18 protein-coding genes and 1 riboswitch are annotated in these 17,482 nt (G+C 42.2%); of the genes, 14 read left to right on the top strand and 4 right to left on the bottom strand.

The features are described 5' to 3' along the window. Positions 1 to 3: 3 nt before the first annotated feature. Both ACE1TH_RS19330 and ACE1TH_RS19325 read right to left on the bottom strand, forming a co-directional pair. The gene (locus tag ACE1TH_RS19330) at positions 4 to 921 is read right to left on the bottom strand and encodes a permease prefix domain 1-containing protein (protein ID WP_375079783.1); all 918 of its coding nucleotides are present in this window, start codon (positions 919 to 921) and stop codon (positions 4 to 6) included. Further along, positions 911 to 1,237 (bottom strand): PadR family transcriptional regulator, encoded by a 327-nt coding sequence (locus ACE1TH_RS19325; protein WP_375079782.1) that lies wholly within the window; start codon positions 1,235 to 1,237, stop codon positions 911 to 913. Before ACE1TH_RS19325 ends, ACE1TH_RS19330 begins: the two co-directional genes overlap by 11 nt. Before the next feature lie 170 nt (positions 1,238 to 1,407). Here ACE1TH_RS19325 and ACE1TH_RS19320 point away from each other — a divergent pair, with 170 nt between their 5' ends. After that, entirely contained in the window at positions 1,408 to 2,508 is a 1,101-nt protein-coding gene (locus ACE1TH_RS19320; protein ID WP_375079781.1) for a type III polyketide synthase, read from the top strand. Beyond that, a complete protein-coding gene (locus tag ACE1TH_RS19315; protein WP_373454120.1) occupies positions 2,508 to 3,059 on the top strand; it encodes an isoprenylcysteine carboxyl methyltransferase family protein in 552 nt (183 codons plus the stop codon). Before ACE1TH_RS19320 ends, ACE1TH_RS19315 begins: the two co-directional genes overlap by 1 nt. 206 nt (positions 3,060 to 3,265) lie before the next feature. Here the strand turns inward: ACE1TH_RS19315 and ACE1TH_RS19310 are convergent, their stop codons facing one another. Further along, complete coding sequence (locus ACE1TH_RS19310) at positions 3,266 to 4,318, bottom strand: YkvI family membrane protein (protein ID WP_099305355.1); 1,053 nt, start codon at positions 4,316 to 4,318, stop codon at positions 3,266 to 3,268. Between the two features lie 302 nt (positions 4,319 to 4,620). Here ACE1TH_RS19310 and ACE1TH_RS19305 point away from each other — a divergent pair, with 302 nt between their 5' ends. Next, on the top strand, positions 4,621 to 4,827 hold the full coding sequence (locus ACE1TH_RS19305; RefSeq protein ID WP_099305353.1) for an NETI motif-containing protein: 207 nt from the start codon (positions 4,621 to 4,623) through the stop codon (positions 4,825 to 4,827). A gap of 54 nt (positions 4,828 to 4,881) precedes the next feature. Here ACE1TH_RS19305 and ACE1TH_RS19300 read toward each other — a convergent pair whose 3' ends face one another. After that, on the bottom strand, positions 4,882 to 5,616 hold the full coding sequence (locus ACE1TH_RS19300; protein ID WP_099305351.1) for a hypothetical protein: 735 nt from the start codon (positions 5,614 to 5,616) through the stop codon (positions 4,882 to 4,884). 172 nt (positions 5,617 to 5,788) lie between these two features. Continuing rightward, a riboswitch (purine riboswitch) is annotated at positions 5,789 to 5,890 on the top strand. A gap of 101 nt (positions 5,891 to 5,991) precedes the next feature. Between ACE1TH_RS19300 and purE the strand changes: the two genes are divergently transcribed. The 11 genes from purE (at position 5,992) to purH (ending at position 17,472) form a co-directional block, all read left to right on the top strand. Beyond that, positions 5,992 to 6,483, top strand: a complete 492-nt coding sequence (gene purE, locus ACE1TH_RS19295; RefSeq protein ID WP_099305349.1) for a 5-(carboxyamino)imidazole ribonucleotide mutase — start codon at positions 5,992 to 5,994, stop codon at positions 6,481 to 6,483. Continuing rightward, a complete protein-coding gene (gene purK / locus ACE1TH_RS19290; RefSeq protein ID WP_375079780.1) occupies positions 6,480 to 7,625 on the top strand; it encodes a 5-(carboxyamino)imidazole ribonucleotide synthase in 1,146 nt (381 codons plus the stop codon). Before purE ends, purK begins: the two co-directional genes overlap by 4 nt. Further along, positions 7,622 to 8,920 carry an adenylosuccinate lyase gene (gene purB, locus ACE1TH_RS19285; RefSeq protein ID WP_099305345.1) on the top strand — a complete coding sequence of 433 codons (1,299 nt, stop codon included), beginning with the start codon at positions 7,622 to 7,624 and terminating at the stop codon, positions 8,918 to 8,920. Before purK ends, purB begins: the two co-directional genes overlap by 4 nt. Positions 8,921 to 8,947: 27 nt before the next feature. Further along, positions 8,948 to 9,679 (top strand): phosphoribosylaminoimidazolesuccinocarboxamide synthase, encoded by a 732-nt coding sequence (purC, locus tag ACE1TH_RS19280; protein ID WP_375079799.1) that lies wholly within the window; start codon positions 8,948 to 8,950, stop codon positions 9,677 to 9,679. Positions 9,680 to 9,777: 98 nt separating this feature from the next. Continuing rightward, positions 9,778 to 10,029, top strand: coding sequence for a phosphoribosylformylglycinamidine synthase subunit PurS (gene purS, locus ACE1TH_RS19275; RefSeq protein ID WP_255224858.1), 252 nt, complete (start codon positions 9,778 to 9,780; stop codon positions 10,027 to 10,029). Beyond that, positions 10,026 to 10,709, top strand: coding sequence for a phosphoribosylformylglycinamidine synthase subunit PurQ (gene purQ, locus ACE1TH_RS19270; protein ID WP_375079779.1), 684 nt, complete (start codon positions 10,026 to 10,028; stop codon positions 10,707 to 10,709). The genes purS and purQ overlap by 4 nt, the downstream gene beginning before the upstream one ends. Further along, on the top strand, positions 10,693 to 12,915 hold the full coding sequence (gene purL / locus ACE1TH_RS19265) for a phosphoribosylformylglycinamidine synthase subunit PurL (RefSeq protein ID WP_375079778.1): 2,223 nt from the start codon (positions 10,693 to 10,695) through the stop codon (positions 12,913 to 12,915). Before purQ ends, purL begins: the two co-directional genes overlap by 17 nt. Beyond that, positions 12,891 to 14,303, top strand: coding sequence for an amidophosphoribosyltransferase (purF, locus tag ACE1TH_RS19260; protein WP_099305337.1), 1,413 nt, complete (start codon positions 12,891 to 12,893; stop codon positions 14,301 to 14,303). Before purL ends, purF begins: the two co-directional genes overlap by 25 nt. 21 nt (positions 14,304 to 14,324) lie before the next feature. Further along, a complete protein-coding gene (purM, locus tag ACE1TH_RS19255) occupies positions 14,325 to 15,362 on the top strand; it encodes a phosphoribosylformylglycinamidine cyclo-ligase (RefSeq protein ID WP_375079777.1) in 1,038 nt (345 codons plus the stop codon). After that, positions 15,359 to 15,943, top strand: coding sequence for a phosphoribosylglycinamide formyltransferase (purN, locus tag ACE1TH_RS19250; RefSeq protein ID WP_099305333.1), 585 nt, complete (start codon positions 15,359 to 15,361; stop codon positions 15,941 to 15,943). The genes purM and purN overlap by 4 nt, the downstream gene beginning before the upstream one ends. Continuing rightward, entirely contained in the window at positions 15,940 to 17,472 is a 1,533-nt protein-coding gene (purH, locus tag ACE1TH_RS19245) for a bifunctional phosphoribosylaminoimidazolecarboxamide formyltransferase/IMP cyclohydrolase (protein ID WP_375079776.1), read from the top strand. The genes purN and purH overlap by 4 nt, the downstream gene beginning before the upstream one ends. The last annotated feature ends 10 nt before the right edge of the window (positions 17,473 to 17,482 follow it).

Below are 17,482 nucleotides of genomic sequence, written 5' to 3'. Positions count from 1 at the left end.
TTATTAAAAAGATGATTGTAAAGGAAAAATGACCCACCACAACACTTGGTGGAAACCACTACCGAACATGTCGGATGGCAAATAAAATACAACGATAAAAGAAGTCGCATAGAATACTGGGAAAAGCCATAAGATGTAGCTTCTTTTCGTCCATTTTGAATTAACATTAGTTAAGCGAATTTGTATCAGGTAGATGAGAAACCAGATGATATGCGGAATTAAAAAATTCAGCAAGATCTGTAGTTGAAACCCAGCAAAAATAGCGAAAGAAACAAAGAAAAATCCTGTAAAAACGAGTAACAGAAATCCAGTTGTAATGTTGACAATGTGAATGAATCGTTTTCGACTAATGTTTTCTCCCCCTTGTGGGTATGTTAAGGCAGTTCTGTAAATTAAGAAAATAGATAATGCAAGGAAACTATAGAAAATCATGTCCCATGTAAGAGTGGTTGTAAAATCGGGGAAAGCAAATAAGACCATTAACAGGATGTTCAACACAAGGGAAAGGTTTAGCCAAAGCTTTCGATTCACTGCATACGTTTGATTTAATGCAAAAAAAAGTAATAGTGCGTGCGCGATAGCAGGGACAAAAAATGAGTGTATCGCGACATTTTCAGTAAAAAGAACATAGAAATATTGAACACAAACAAACAAATAAGAGCCAATGGCTAAGAAAAGCAAAAATTCTCTCCGATATGGAAACATGGCTTGTTGCAGTCCATCTCCAATGGTCGCTTCATGGCCAAACTCCTTCATCGCGATCGCCTCCGCTTCTATTTTTGAATAACCTTCTTCCATATAGTCTTGACGGACTAAAAGTAAGTGATCACGCATCTCTTCAAACATATCCTGCCGTTCCTCTTTTGAACAGTCTGTTTGATTGACAATCCTTCGTAGGTAGCTATCCATTTTAGAGCTCATACGACTCTCCTGTACGTTGAATCAATTGATTTAACGTCGCCCAATCTTTTTTCTTCCGTACCAATTCTTTCTTTCCACTGTCTGTAATGGTGTAATATTTCCTGCGTGCGCCAGCTTCATTACTCCAATAAGAAGATACCCATAGCTTTTTTTCCATTCGCTTTAAAGCAGGATACAGTGTGCCCTCACTCATTGAGTACGTTTCTTCACTTAATAACTTTAATTTTTTCGTCATCTCATAGCCGTATAAGTCTCGATCTTCAATTAGTGACAATAGTAGAAAATCAATACTTCCTTTCATCATTTCCTTATCCATATAGATCGATCTCCTTTTTTACATCGTAACACTAGGTATAGATACATCGTATTACAAGGGTATTAGAAATACAACTGAAAATTAAAAAAATGTGGGTTGAGGAAAGATCTTTCTTATAATTTGTCATTGACTGGGAATGCTAACGGCATACTATTGAGGAGAGATGCTACATGCCTGCTATTCTATCTGTTGAAACCTCAGACTTGCCATATGAATTGCCTCAAGATCAAACAATGGAGTTTGCAAAAGAGCTGTTCTCAGAGAGTTTTGATGACATTGAGCGATTGTTAAAAGTGTTTGCAAATGGAGACATTCGTAAGCGGAATTTCTCAGAACCAATGGAATGGTTCAAAGATGATCATACATTTGGAGATCGAAATGAACGTTATATTGAAAACGCGACTACTTATAGTGTCAAAGGAATTGAAAGTTGCTTAGCAAGTGAGACGTTTTTAAAGCGAACGATTCACCCAAGTGAAGTAGATGCTATTATCTTTGTATCAAGTACGGGGATGTCGACTCCTTCGTTAGATGCGCGTATTATGAATAAGCTCCCGTTTCGAGCAGATACGAAGAGAATTCCTTTATGGGGATTAGGATGCGCAGGAGGAGCAGCTGGTTTAAGTAGAGGCTATGAATATTGTTTAGCTTATCCTGAATCGTCTGTTCTAGTTGTGTGTGTAGAGTTATGCGGGCTTACGTTTCAAAAAGACGATCATTCTAAAAGCAATCTCATTGGGACATCCTTATTCGCTGATGGTGTGGCGTGTGCGTTGCTGTCAGGCGATCAATCCGCATTAATCAAAGAGAGAAAACAACCGAACTATGTATCCATTCAATCCTCTCAATCCACGCTAATGCCGGATTCGGAAGATGTAATGGGTTGGGATGTGCAGGACAATGGTTTAAATGTCGTATTTTCAAGAAGCATTCCTTCCATCGTTGCGAACTGGTTAGAACCGGTCGTGACAGCCTATTTGGAAAAAGAACAAGTTGCTTTAGAAGAGATTGATGCGTTTATTGCGCATCCAGGCGGAAAAAAAGTATTAGAAGCCTATGAAAAAGCGCTAAAATTTTCTTCAGAGAAAACGGAACTATCTCGACAAGTGTTACGGGAGCATGGCAATATGTCGTCGCCAACCGTTTTGTATGTGCTAAAAGCGTGCATGGAGGAAGCGCATGACCCTGGTGAAAAAGGGCTGATTGCGGCGCTAGGGCCAGGTTTTTGTTCAGAAATGCTTCTTGTTGAGTGGAAGGGTGAGTTAGCTTGATCTGGGTGTATAGCCTTATTGGACTCATCATCGCTCAACGGCTTATTGAAGTCATTATTGCCAAACGTAATGAACGATGGTTAAAAGGAATTGGCGGCGTGGAAGCAGGGAAAGACCATTATCCGTGGATGGTTGCCCTACATATCGGTTTTTTTAGTAGCTTGTTAGTGGAAGTATCCATAAACGAACCAGTCTTCACAACGATTAGCTTCACCGCGCTCATCGTTGTTGCTGTTGCTCAAGTGATTCGTATTTGGGCACTCACATCACTTGGACGCTATTGGAATACAAAAATTATTGTGCTACCAGAAGCGCCAGTAGTGGAAAAAGGACCGTATCGCTACTTGCGACATCCAAATTATACGGTTGTCATGCTGGAAATTGCATTTATTCCGCTCCTTTTTCAAGCGTATTGGACAGCAATTGTGTTTACGCTCTTAAATGCGTGGATGCTCAGCGTTCGAATTCGTGTAGAGGAAGAAGCACTTCATGACGAAACAGATGATTATACAGAGCGTTTTGAGCGAAAAAAACGATTTTGGTTTGTATAATTAGATAGTCGAATCAATTTCATCACCCTTCCATCGTGTCATAAAAACGAACGATCCTTTTATTTGGCGAACGCTTTTACCACAATCACAAGCTTTTACTATTCCTTTATCAACGATCGTTCGTTGCATTCTCCTTAAAAAGGAATGATAAAATTGACTCAGTTAAAAAAGCTTCATGAGGGAATGTGCCCTCACGAAGCTTCTTCTTATGCTTTTGCAATTTTTAAGCGGAATGGAGCAATCACTAAAACGACAATGAGCAACATGCCTAAATAACCAAAGATCGGATAGAACAACGAGACAAGTTCAGTAAAACCGACAAAGCTCGTTGCAAAACCGCCAAGTATGAATGCAACAACAAGAATGTTAAATTTCTTCGTCTTCGGCTCGAAAAAGCGGGTTCCGAATGAAAAAAACATGCTAATAGCGGAGCTGTAAATCATTAAAAACAAGATGATAGAGTAAAATATACCTAATGAGCCGGAGACGGAATTCGCTAAACCGAGAAACGGCATTTCAAGTCCAGCAACAATATCCATGCTTGCAAAAAGGGTGAAATGACAAATAATGACTAATACGCCGACGGTTAAACCGCCAATAAGTCCACCTAACGATGCTCGTTTTGAACTCGACTCATCTCCACCCATTACGATGGCCATCGGTGCACACGTAGCAACAGCTAATGCGACGTAGTTTATAGCAGACACGAACCAGTGACTTGTAGAGGAAGGTTGTTCTAGAGCAATCGTCTCCATTTCTGCAAAACTCGTATCCATTGTAAATAGGCTATAGCCAAATAAAAATAAGACAAAAAGGATTAACAGTGGGGTTATTGCAGCAATAACTTTCACCACTCGATCGACATTTGATAAAACAGTAATCGTAACAAGTACAGTCATTAAAATCGTTCCAAACAGTTCTGGCATGCCAAATTGTTGGTGAAAAATTGCGCCTGATCCGGCAATCATGACGACTCCAATCCCAACTAAAATGGCAATTAATATGTAATCAATAATGGTGCCAATAACTTTTCCGCTTATACGGTGAATCACGTCTTGGTGTGATTCGGCTTTTGTTCGACTTCCTAATCGTAGCAAGAGTAACCCCATATAGCCAAAGATTACGATAGAGACAATTCCCCCTAAAGTACCTAAATGGCCAAAACTTGCGAAATACTGAGATAATTCTTGTCCAGAAGCAAAACCTGCTCCGACTAGGACGCCAACAAAAGCGGATGCAATTTTAAAAACACTTTTCATAGCGTCTTCCTTTCTCTGCTGTGATAGGACTTTATTCCCGTAATACAAATGTTTGAAACAAGAGAAGGATTGGATGGATGAAATAATGTCTGAGCATTGAAGAAGGGTGTCCAAATTTTTCTCTCATGTCTTACTCATTCGCGCTGATGGCGACTCTCTTCAGTTTAGACAGACCTACTTAAATGATAAAAGCGGTGTATCGTGATTTTACACAGAGATGTGGACTTGACTGTGATCTCCCATGCTCCGAAACCACTTATGTTACACTAAAGGGAAGTAAAGAACTAAAGGTAGGGGTACACATGAAGCCAAAAAAACAACGGTTTGAAGTACAAGAAGGAGAAACGATTGATGCGTGTTTACAAAGGATGCATCAATTAGGCTATATGCCGACAAAACGAATGGAAAAGCCTGTTTTTGCAGAAGACAAACAGAAAGAGCCTGTGTGGATTAAACAACAAATTATGTTTGAAGGAATTCTTGCAGAAAATGAAAATAAAAATACGTAAGATCAATAAACCCCATTGCACGAATGTGCAGTGGGGTTTGTTTTACGTAACGGATCAGTGTTCATGTTTCACGAAAGAACGATAAAAATATTCAGGAAACACACTGTTTGCAAGCATCGTCAGGCCGTTAAGAAACAGAAGCAGCGAAAAGTAAACAACAAGCATAGGAAAGCTTGGAAGAAGAACTGTTAATAAGTAAAGTAGAAGACCATTTAAAATGATTGGCGGAATGAGCGACTTTGTTAATGAGATAAACAAAGTACTTGGAGCAGCGATAAACAGAAAATATAGAATGAAGGGAAGTAGATGTGCATCATCTAACCCGAAAAAAACAAGCAAAAGAGGTGTCGTCCAACAAGCCATGAGTATGCCAGTCGTTAATGACGAAAGCCAAAAAGATTTCAGCTCAAGCTCTTTTTGAAAAAAGCCACGCCAGCCAACTTCTAAAAAAAATGAAATGCCTACTAATAAGAACCACCATGAGTGAAACGTAAACCATTCAATTGGGTAAGAGAAGATAAACGTGACCGCAAACAAAATCGGTATGATCACACTCAGCAACCACCAGCTATTTGGTTTTGCCTTCAAGAAAACGGATTGTACGAGTGAGCGATTCGTTGTTGATTCATGAACAATATAAGCAGCAGCGACTGGAGCTAGACAGGCAAAAAATAAAAAGTATGGAGAGGGAAGATCAGGTCTAGCCAGTAATAGTGCCGCCATACTCCAAGCCAATCCAAAAGTTATAAAAAGAAACGAACGTTTAATTCGTTGATCAAAGGAACGCACAGCGCTTCCTCCTATCTTGGGCATTTACCATAGCTTATGCGAAAATGGAAAGAAAGTGAGTCTTTAAGGACTTATCTTAAAAAACGAACGTTCCAGAAAGACAATTGTATAAATGTTCGACTATGTGTTGACAATAGATGGTTTCCTGCGTAAACTGAAAGTGCGAATTGGAACGAAAACGAATATATCCCCTCATATAATCTCAGGAATATGGCCTGAACGTCTCTACCTAACGACCGTAAATTGTTAGACTATGAGGAAAGACAAAGCGGGTAACCGGCTTTCACGACACAGTAGTCGTCTTTTCTCTTTTCTAAAAAGATGAATGACATGCTGTGTTTTTATGTTTGAATTAAATGAAATCGGAGGATCGCAATGAATCAACCACGTATTGGCATTATTATGGGAAGTACGTCAGATTGGCCAACAATGAAGCATGCGTGTGATGTGTTAGATGAATTGGAAGTTCCATATGAGAAAGATGTCATTTCTGCTCATCGAACGCCAGATCTTATGTTTGAGTATGCGGAGCGTGCTCAAGCTAGAGGGTTAACTGTCATTATTGCGGGAGCTGGTGGCGCGGCTCATTTGCCAGGAATGGTGGCAGCGAAAACAATTTTGCCTGTTATCGGTGTGCCTATTCAATCAAAAGCGTTAAATGGTCTTGATTCGCTGTTATCGATTGTGCAAATGCCAGGTGGCGTTCCGGTTGCAACAGTGGCGATCGGCCAAGCAGGCGCTACAAATGCTGGATTATTGGCAGCGCAAATGATTGGAGTGGAAGACCAAGCTCTTCAACAACGCTTGTTGGATAGACGAAAAAAAATGGAGCAGCATGTCATGGATCATCGAGGTGATCTTCAGTGAATATCGTCAAGCCTGGAAGTACGATTGGCATTATTGGTGGTGGGCAGTTAGGGAGAATGATGGCTCTTTCCGCAAAAGCGATGGGGTATCGCATTGCGGTTCTAGACCCAACTCCAGATGCACCATGTGGGCAAGTGGCTGATCAAGTGATCACAGCCCCGTACGATGACTATGAAGCATGTAAACAACTTGCATTAATGAGCGATGTGCTTACATATGAGTTTGAAAATATTGATGAACACGCCGCTGCTCAACTTTCTGAAATGAGTGATTTTCCACAAGGATACGAAGTGCTTGCGACGACACAGCATCGATTAAAAGAAAAGCAAGCGCTGGAACAGCTTAGTATACCCGTTGCCCCTTTTGCACCGATTTCTAAGCTAGCAGACATTGCGGATGCGATTGTCGTAACAGGGTTACCAGCTATTTTGAAAACGTGTCGAGGAGGATATGACGGAAAAGGTCAAGCGGTGGTAAAAACCACTGAAGACGTTGAGGCATCTTGTAAAGCGTTACTTAACCACGGGGAACTCGTATTAGAGAGGCTTATTCCATTTGAATGTGAAATTTCCGTTCTTGCAACAAAATCTCGTCACGGCGACGTAGAAATTTTTCCAGTTGCTGAAAATGAACACAAAGAAAGCGTGTTACATCGTACGATTGTGCCTGCGCGTATAGATACATCCATCGAAGAAGAAGCGAAACGGATAGCGTTGCGCATTGTGGAAGGACTTAACGTGGTCGGAACATTAGCCGTTGAAATGTTTGTGACAAAAGAGGGGACAATACTTGTAAATGAACTTGCCCCTAGACCACACAATTCAGGGCATTATACAATAGAGGCTTGTAAGGTCTCTCAATTTGAGCAACATATTCGAGCTGTATGTGGCTTGCCTTTACGCAAACCAACGCTTTTATCGCCTTGTGTAATGGAAAACGTGCTTGGTGAGCAGGTGTCGCCTTTAATGGAACGTTTAGATGAACTTCAACAGGTATCGCTTCATCTCTACGGAAAAAAGGAAGCAAAAGAGAAGCGGAAAATGGGTCACCTAACTGTACTTGAACAAGATACAGCAACATGCATACAAGCCCTTGATGCGTTTTGGGAGAAAAAAACGAAAGTCTTGGAGGAAATGGAATGATTGAACGTTATACGCGTCCTGAAATGGGAGCGATTTGGACCGATGAAAACCGCTATCAAGCGTGGCTAGAAGTAGAAATTGTCGCATGTGAAGCATGGGCAGAACTTGGCGAAATTCCTGAAGAAGATGTAAAGAAAATTCGTGAGAACGCCAGCTTCGATGTGAATCGAATTTTGGAAATCGAAGAGGAAACCCGCCACGATGTAGTCGCATTTACACGAGCGGTTTCTGAAACATTAGGAGAAGAACGTAAGTGGGTGCACTACGGTTTAACGTCTACAGATGTAGTGGATACGGCACTCTCGTACTTACTTAAACAAGCGAACGATCTTCTAGCAGCTGACCTTAATCGATTCTTAGAAGTGATTAAGCAAAAAGCTGTTGAACATAAATTTACCATTATGATGGGACGTACTCATGGGGTTCATGCAGAACCAACGACGTTTGGTTTGAAACTGGCGTTATGGTATGAAGAAATGAAGCGTAACATTGAACGTTTTGAACACGCTGCTGAAGGGGTTCGTTTCGGAAAACTATCTGGAGCAGTTGGAACGTATGCAAACATCGATCCGCGCGTTGAAGAAATTGTCTGTGCCAAGCTTGGGTTAAATCCAGCCCCTATTTCTACACAAACTTTACAGCGTGATCGCCATGCGGAGTATATGGCAAGTTTGGCACTTATTGCGACATCGGTTGAAAAGTTCGCCGTTGAAATTCGTGGCTTGCAAAAAAGTGAACTAAGAGAAGTAGAAGAATTTTTTGCAAAAGGTCAAAAAGGGTCATCGGCAATGCCGCACAAACGGAATCCTATTGGTTCAGAAAATATGACAGGCTTGGCTCGACTTGTGCGCGGATATATGAACACGGCTTATGACAATGTGGTGTTATGGCATGAGCGTGACATCTCTCATTCATCAGCAGAGCGCGTTATATTACCTGATGCAACGATTACTGTGAACTATATGTTAAATCGCTTCAGTAACATTGTGAAAAATTTGACCGTGTTCCCAGAGAATATGAAGCGCAACATGACGCGCACGTACGGATTAATTTATTCACAGCGCGTGTTGCTTAGCTTGATTGATAAAGGCATGGTTCGTGAAGAAGCCTATGACTTAGTGCAACCAAAAGCGACACAAGCGTGGGAAGAAGGTATCCAGTTCCGTGAGTTAATTGAAAAAGAGCCGAAAATTACAGCGGTCCTTTCGAATGAAGAGCTGGATGAGTGCTTTAACTACGAGCACCATATGAAGCATGTGGATACGATCTTTAATCGCTTAGGAATAAACGAGTAAATTTTCTTAACGAAGGGCTGATGCATGGTGAAAAAACAAGACTTGCTCTATGAAGGAAAAGCAAAACGAATCTATCAGACGGAAGAAGCAGACACACTGTGGATTGAATATAAAGATGAAGCGACTGCTTTTAACGGTAAAAAGAAAGATACGCTGGTCGGGAAGGCGAAGTTAAACAACGAAATTTCTGCGCAGATCTTTATGCGTCTTGCTGATAAGGGGATTCCGTCCCATTTTATACGGAGATTATCTGACACAGAGCAATTAGTAAAACCAGTAGCAATCATTCCTCTTGAAGTGGTCGTTCGAAATGTTGTTGCTGGTAGCATGTCGAAGCGGCTTGGTATTGAGGAAGGAACGGCCCTTCAAAGACCGATTGTAGAATTTTATTATAAAGATGATGCCCTCGGTGATCCTTTGATCACTGAGGACCACATTGGTCTATTGAATGCGGCAAGCCTTGAGGAAGTGGATCGATTAAAACGGATGTCATTAGAAGCGAACGAGCAATTGATTGAATTGTTTGACGGGATTAACGTTCGTTTAATCGATTTTAAACTAGAGTTTGGTCGAACTGACGACGGAATGATTCTTTTGGCAGACGAAATATCACCTGATACATGTCGTTTATGGGATAAAGACTCCGATCAACGCTTTGACAAAGATCTGTTTAGACGGAATATTGGTAATCTTCAAGAAGGTTATCAAGAGATTTTAACTCGATTATTAACGTTGTCGTCTAATGATGAACGTTTTTAGAGTTCGTTTAAATGAAAAACAGAAATGAAGAAAGCTACTAAAAGAATCACCTTAATTCTAAGTGAACGATCTACTATTCTATTAACGGGGGTTACGTCATGTATAAAGTCAAAGTGTATGTCACTTTACGCGAGAGTGTGTTAGATCCACAAGGAGTTGCAGTAAAAGATGCGCTTCACACAATGAACTACGAAGAGGTGGCAGATGTTCGGATCGGAAAATACTTAGAGCTTCACATTGAGGATGTCGCAAACATCGAACAACGAGTGAAGGAAATGTGTGAAAAACTCTTAGCTAACACAGTTATTGAAGATTACCGCTTTGATGTGGAGGAGGTTGTCCCATCATGAAGTTTGCAGTAATTGTATTCCCTGGATCAAACTGTGATGCTGATATGTATCACGCAATTAAAGATGGATTAAAAGAAGAGGTTGAATACGTGTTTCATACTGAAACCTCACTAGATGAGTATGACGCCATCCTGTTGCCAGGTGGATTTTCACATGGAGATTACCTACGTTCTGGCGCGATCGCTCGTTTTGCACCGATTATGCCCGCCGTCATTCAAGCGGCTCATGAAGGAAAACCAGTATTAGGTGTCTGTAATGGGTTTCAAGTATTGCTTGAATCAGGCTTGTTGCCAGGTGCAATGAAGCGTAATATCGATCTGAAATTTGTGTGCCGAACGGTCGAATTAAAGGTTGAAAACAACGAAACGCTATTCACATCAGGTTACGATCAGGGACAAACAATTCGCATTCCAGTTGCGCATGGCGAAGGAAACTATGAATGCGACGATAAGACTTACGAATCATTGCGTGCACATAATCAAATTGCGTTTCGTTACAATGAACATGTGAACGGATCAAAAGCGCAAATTGCTGGAATTGTCAATGAACAGGGAAACGTGCTTGGAATGATGCCTCATCCTGAACGAGCGGTTGATTCATTACTCGGAAATGAACAAGGTTTGACGCTATTTACATCGATTTTATCCAACTGGAGGGAATCTTATGTCACTACTTCTTGAGCCAAGTGCAGAAGCGATTAAAGAGAAAAAACTTTATCAGGAAATGGGTTTAACAGACGCAGAATTTACATTAGCCGAAACGATTGTCGGTCGTCCGCTTAATTTCACGGAAACAGGTTTGTTCTCTGTGATGTGGTCGGAACATTGTAGCTACAAAAATTCAAAAGTGTTATTAAAAAAATTTCCTGTTGATGGTGAAAAAGTACTACAAGGTCCAGGTGAAGGTGCTGGCATTATTGATATTGAAGACGAGCAAGCGGTTGTTTTTAAAATCGAGAGCCACAATCACCCATCTGCAATTGAACCTTATCAAGGTGCGGCAACAGGTGTAGGAGGAATTTTACGAGACGTGTTTTCAATGGGTGCTCGTCCAATTGCACTCTTAAACTCTTTACGCTTTGGCGAATTACAGTCACCAAAAGTGAAGTACTTGTTTGAAGAAGTAGTAGCGGGCATTGCCGGTTATGGGAACTGTATCGGTGTCCCAACAATTGGTGGGGAAGTACAGTTTGATCCTTGTTATGAAGCAAATCCGCTTGTGAATGCGATGTGCGTCGGCTTAATTGATCACAAAGATATTCAAAAAGGGCAGGCAAAGGGAGTCGGAAATACGGTCATGTATGTCGGCGCAAGTACAGGGCGTGATGGGATTCATGGCGCAACGTTTGCATCAGAGGAATTAAGTGACGCATCCGATGAAAAGCGTCCAGCTGTTCAAGTAGGTGATCCTTTTATGGAAAAGCTACTCCTTGAAGCATGCCTTGAAGTCGTGAAATCTGATGCGTTAATTGGAATCCAAGATATGGGAGCAGCTGGATTAACGTCATCTTCAGCAGAGATGGCGAGTAAAGCAGGCTCTGGAATTGAAATGAATTTGGACCTTGTTCCTCAACGTGAATTAGGCATGACGCCATATGAAATGATGCTGTCAGAATCACAAGAACGCATGTTGTTAGTTGTTGAAAAAGGTCGAGAAGACGAAATTAAAGCGATTTTTGAACACTGGAACTTACACGCTGTTGAAGTTGGGGTTGTGACAGACGATCAACGTTTGCGTCTCTTACATAAGGGTGAGATTGTAGCAGACGTACCAGTAGATGCACTAGCGGAAGATGCGCCTGTTTACCATAAACCGTCTAAAGTACCAGCGTATTATGAAAAGTTCCAGGCAGAAGCGCCATTTGTACCGGTTGTGGGAGATATAAAGGAAATGGTCGTCAATCTACTTTCTCAACCGACAATAGCAAGCAAAGAGTGGGTCTATCAGCAGTATGATCATATGGTGCAAACCAATACGGTTGTTGCACCTGGTTCAGATGCAGCAGTTGTCCGAATCCGAGGAACAAAAAAAGCCTTAGCGATGACAACGGATTGTAATTCTCGGTACTTGTATTTAGATCCAGAAGTCGGTGGGAAAATTGCGATTGCTGAGGCAGCTAGGAACCTTGTCTGTTCAGGGGCGACTCCACTTGGTGTAACCGATTGCTTAAACTATGGAAATCCAGAACGACCAGAAATTTTTTGGCAGCTCGAAAAATCAACAGACGGTTTAAGCGAAGCGTGTCGAGTATTGAAGACACCAGTAATCGGAGGAAATGTCTCGCTCTATAATGAGCGCTCTGGTGGTGCTGTTTATCCAACACCAGTTATTGGGATGGTCGGCTTAATTGAGAATGTGGATTGGATTACAACGCAAACGGTAAAAGAAGCTGGAGATTATCTTTACGTAATTGGTGAGACAAAACCAGAGTTTAGCGGAAGCGAAATTCAAAAATTGTTGCAGGGCGAACTTTCTGGTCAAGCACCAACCATTGATTTAGATGTGGAAAAAAATCGTCAACAGCAACTTTTGTCTGCAATCCAAGCTGGAATCGTATCTTCTGCCCATGACGTGGCTGAAGGTGGATTTGCTGTCGCTCTTGCTGAGAAATTGTTTGGAACATCATTAGGGGCGCAAGTAAACTGGTCGAATGACGCGGTAGATTTATTTGCTGAGAGTCAGTCCCGCTTTATTGTGACCGTGAAAGAAGAGAATAAACCGCATTTTGAAGAACTTGTGCAAGACGCGAGAGCAATTGGCATAGTGACAAAAGAACCCATTCTTGAAATAGAAAAAGATGGAGAAACGATCTTATCTGTTCAATCGGAAGAACTTGAGTCAGCTTGGAAAGGGGCTATTCCATGTTTGCTGAAATCAAAGGGTTAAATGAAGAGTGTGGCGTGTTTGCCGTATTTGGTCATAAAGACGCTGCACAAATAACGTACTATGGTTTGCATAGCTTACAGCATCGTGGGCAGGAGGGCGCTGGGATTGTCGTGTCTGATGGCGAGAAGCTCTCGGCTCATAAAGGACTTGGACTTGTAAATGATGTCTTTAATCCAGATATTTTAGCGGGTTTACACGGAAAAGCGGCAATTGGACACGTGCGCTATGCAACAGCAGGTGGTGGTGGTTATGCCAACGTTCAGCCATTGTTTTTCAACTCACAAAAAGGCGGACTCGCAATTGCGCATAACGGAAATTTGGTTAACGCCAATCATCTTAAGCACCAGCTTGAAGCGCAAGGATCGATTTTTCAATCCACGTCGGATACAGAAGTTCTCGCTCACTTAATAAAACGTAGTGGCTACTACAGTTTAGAAGATCAAATGAAAAATGCTCTTTCTTCGTTAAAAGGAGCCTATGCGTTTGCTGTTTTAAATGAACGTCAATTAATGGTAGCCCTAGATCCGAATGGCTTGCGTCCATTATCGATTGGTCGTTTAGGGGATGCCTATGTTGTGGCCTCAGAAACGTGTGCATTTGATATTGTCGGTGCCACGTTTGAACGTGAGGTTATGCCTGGTGAACTGTTAATCATTGATGATACGGGCATGAGAAGTGAGCGATTTGTCTCTCCTGGAAACCGCGCGATTTGTAGCATGGAATATGTGTACTTTGCAAGACCTGACTCAAATGTAGATCTAATAAATGTCCATACAGCGCGAAAAAGTTTAGGAAAGCAGCTTGCAATGGAATCGCCAGTCGAAGCGGATGTTGTGACGGGTGTACCGGATTCAAGTATTTCGGCAGCGATTGGCTATGCAGAACAAGCTGGCATTCCTTATGAACTCGGCATGATTAAAAATCGGTATGTCGGAAGGACGTTCATTCAGCCATCACAAGAGTTAAGAGAGCAAGGCGTAAAAATGAAACTTTCTCCTGTTCGTGGCGTGGTTGAAGGGAAGCGTGTTGTCATGATTGATGATTCAATTGTTCGTGGCACGACGAGTAGACGAATTGTCAACATGTTACGAGATGCAGGAGCAGCTGAAGTGCATGTACGCATTTCATCACCACCGATAAAGAACCCGTGCTTTTATGGGATCGATACTTCTACAACGGAAGAGCTCATCGCTTCCTCTCATTCAATAGAAGAAATGAGAGAGATGATGGGTGCAGATAGCTTGGCGTTTTTATCAACCGAGGGGCTAAAAGCCGGAATTGGTCGCTCAGACGCGATGCACAATTGTGGCCAATGTTTAGCATGTTTTACTGGAGAATACCCAACAGAAATCTATGCGGATACGCTCCATCCACACGCAAAACTTTAAGATGAAGCGGAGGAACTTGTCATGTCACAAGCATATAAGCAAGCAGGGGTCGATATAGAAGCAGGATACGAAGCAGTGAAACGGATGAAAACGCATGTCGAGCGAACGAAACGACAAGGTGTGCTTGGAAGCTTAGGTGGGTTTGGGGGCAACTTTGATCTTTCGCAATTAGGTTTAAAAGAGCCGGTACTTGTTTCAGGGACAGACGGTGTCGGAACGAAGCTAATGCTTGCCTTTATGGCGGATCAACATGATACAATCGGGCAAGATGCCGTTGCCATGTGCGTAAACGACATTGTTGTGCAAGGAGCAGAGCCGTTGTATTTTTTAGATTACTTAGCGCTCGGGAAAGCGGATCCAGCAAAGATTGAAGCGATTGTTAAAGGTGTAGCAGACGGTTGCGAGCAGGCAGGTTGTGCGCTGATCGGCGGGGAAACGGCGGAAATGCCGGGCATGTACAGTGACGAAGAATATGATTTAGCCGGGTTTTCTGTTGGCGCCGTTGAGAAAAGCCAAATGATTACTGGAGAATCAATTGAAGCTGGAGATGTACTGATTGGCTTAGCTTCAAGCGGACTCCATTCAAACGGTTTTTCGCTTGTTCGTAAGCTGTTGCTTGAACAGGCTGGTCTTTCGTTGGACAGTGTTCCTAAAGCGTTAGGGAAGCCGCTTGGAGAGGAACTGCTGACCCCGACTAAAATTTACGTCAAACCCGTTCTAAAAGCTGTTCGCTCACAGTTTGTAAAAGGGGCCGCACACATTACAGGTGGCGGGTTTTATGAAAACATCCCAAGAATGCTTCCAGAAGGATTAGGCGCAGAAATTGATTATGGATCATGGCCGATTCCAGCTATATTCTCATTGCTTAAGGAGCAAGGAGGTTTATCTGACAACGATCTATTTTCAACGTTTAATATGGGAATTGGTATGGTGCTGACAGTAAGCGAAGAACACCTGCATGAAGCCATCCGCTGTCTAGAAGACGCTGGAGAGAGCGCTTCTATTATTGGTAGAGTGACTAGCCAATCAGGTATTACAATTGGAAGTATTGAGCCATGAGGCTAGCGATCTTTGCCTCTGGCTCTGGTACAAATGCGGAGAATCTGATTCAAAGAACGAAAAATGGATCAGCTAAAGGAAATGTGGTGCTCGTTGTAAGCGATAAACGACAGGCACCCGTTCTTAAAAAAGCAAGTCAATTAGGCGTAGAGACTGCTGAAGTTTTGCCAAGCGACTTTATTGATAAACGAGCTTATGAAGCATATCTCATTGAACAATTACATGCAGCTAAAGTAGAGTTGATCGTACTGGCTGGCTATATGCGTTTAATTGGACCGACGCTTTTAGAAGCGTTTGAAGGGAGAATTGTAAACATCCATCCTTCATTGTTGCCGCTTTTTCCAGGTCTTGATGCAGTTGGCCAAGCACTTGAAGCCAAAGCAAAGGAAACAGGTGTCACGATTCACTACGTCGATGCAGGTATGGATACAGGACCGGTGATTGCACAGGAAAAAGTAGCCATTGCACTAGATGATGATCATGCTTCACTAACAACTAAAATTCAAGCAGTCGAGCATCAACTGTATCCACAGGTTGTCAATCAGATTGTGGCAGAAAAGACTAGGGGAGAAAATGAATGAAGAAACGTGCACTCGTAAGCGTATCAAATAAAGAGGGACTCATTCCATTTGTTAATGGACTAGTAGAACAGGATATCGAAATTCTTTCAACGGGTGGAACGAAGCGCTCATTAGAAGAAGCAGGAATCCCGGTAAAAAATGTTTCAGACGTGACGGCGTTTCCAGAAATTTTAGATGGTCGGGTCAAGACCCTTCATCCAGCCATTCATGGTGGATTACTCGCGAGACGAGATAAAAATGACCACATGAACCAAATTGCAGAATTAGACATTACGCCAATTGACTTTGTCGTCGTAAATCTTTACCCGTTTGCTGAAACAATTGCAAAACCAGATGCTACTTTTGAAGATGCGATTGAAAACATTGATATTGGTGGACCAAGTATGTTGCGTTCTGCAGCGAAAAATCATGCAGACGTAACCGTTGTCGTTGATCCGAATGATTACGAAGCAGTCCTTGCTAGTTTAGAACAAAGTGATGATCACCAACAGTCTCTTCGTCAAAAGCTAGCCGCTAAAGTATTTCGTCATACCGCGGCTTACGATGCACTCATTGCCTCTTATTTAACAGAAGCAGTAGATGAGCGCCATCCTGAAACATTAACGGTTACATATACGCATAAGCAAGCATTACGTTACGGTGAAAATCCGCACCAAAAAGCGGCATTTTACGAGAAAAGCAACGGATCAGCCTCTTCTATCGCAAAAGCAAAACAGCTACATGGAAAAGAGCTTTCTTACAATAATATTAATGATGCGAATGCGGCTCTTGAAGTGATAAAAGAATTCACCGAACCAGCTGCAGTTGCGATCAAGCATATGAATCCATGTGGTGTAGGAACAGGCGAATCAATTGCTACCGCTTTTAATCGCGCCTATGAAGCCGATTCAAAATCAATATTTGGTGGCATTGTTGCCCTTAATCGTGAAGTGGATCAAGAAACCGCACAGACAATGAGCGAGATTTTCTTAGAAGTTATCCTTGCTCCACATTTTAGCCCGGAAGCAAAAGAAATGTTGATGAAGAAAAAGAACATTCGCTTATTAGAAGTAGCAGTGGATAAAGGAAAAACAGAAGATAAGCTAACGTCCATTCACGGTGGCTTACTGTTGCAAGAAGAAGATTCCCTAGGACTGGATGATGCGGAACTCAGTGTTGTGACTAAGCGCGAACCGACTGAAGAAGAGTGGACAGCATTATCTTTAGGTTGGAAAGTCGTCAAGCATGTAAAATCAAATGCTATTGTACTAGCAAATGGTGAGATGACAGTTGGCGTTGGTGCAGGACAAATGAATCGTGTTGGTTCTGCGGCAATCGCGATTGAACAAGCAGGCGAGCGAGCAAAAGGGGCGGTGCTTGCATCTGATGCGTTTTTCCCTTACGGTGATACAGTAGAAACAGCAGCGAAAGCTGGAGTAACAGCGATCATTCAACCAGGAGGATCTGTTCGAGATGATGAATCGATCCAAAAGGCAGATGAATATGGCATTGCGATGGTGTTTACTGGATTACGTCATTTTAAACATTAAGGGGGACACG

The sequence above is a fragment of the Shouchella sp. JSM 1781072 genome (assembly GCF_041949915.1).
GTDB lineage: Bacteria > Bacillota > Bacilli > Bacillales > Bacillaceae_D > Shouchella.
Note: the sequence above shows the minus strand (reverse complement) of the source record. Positions and strands in the feature narration are given on the sequence as shown.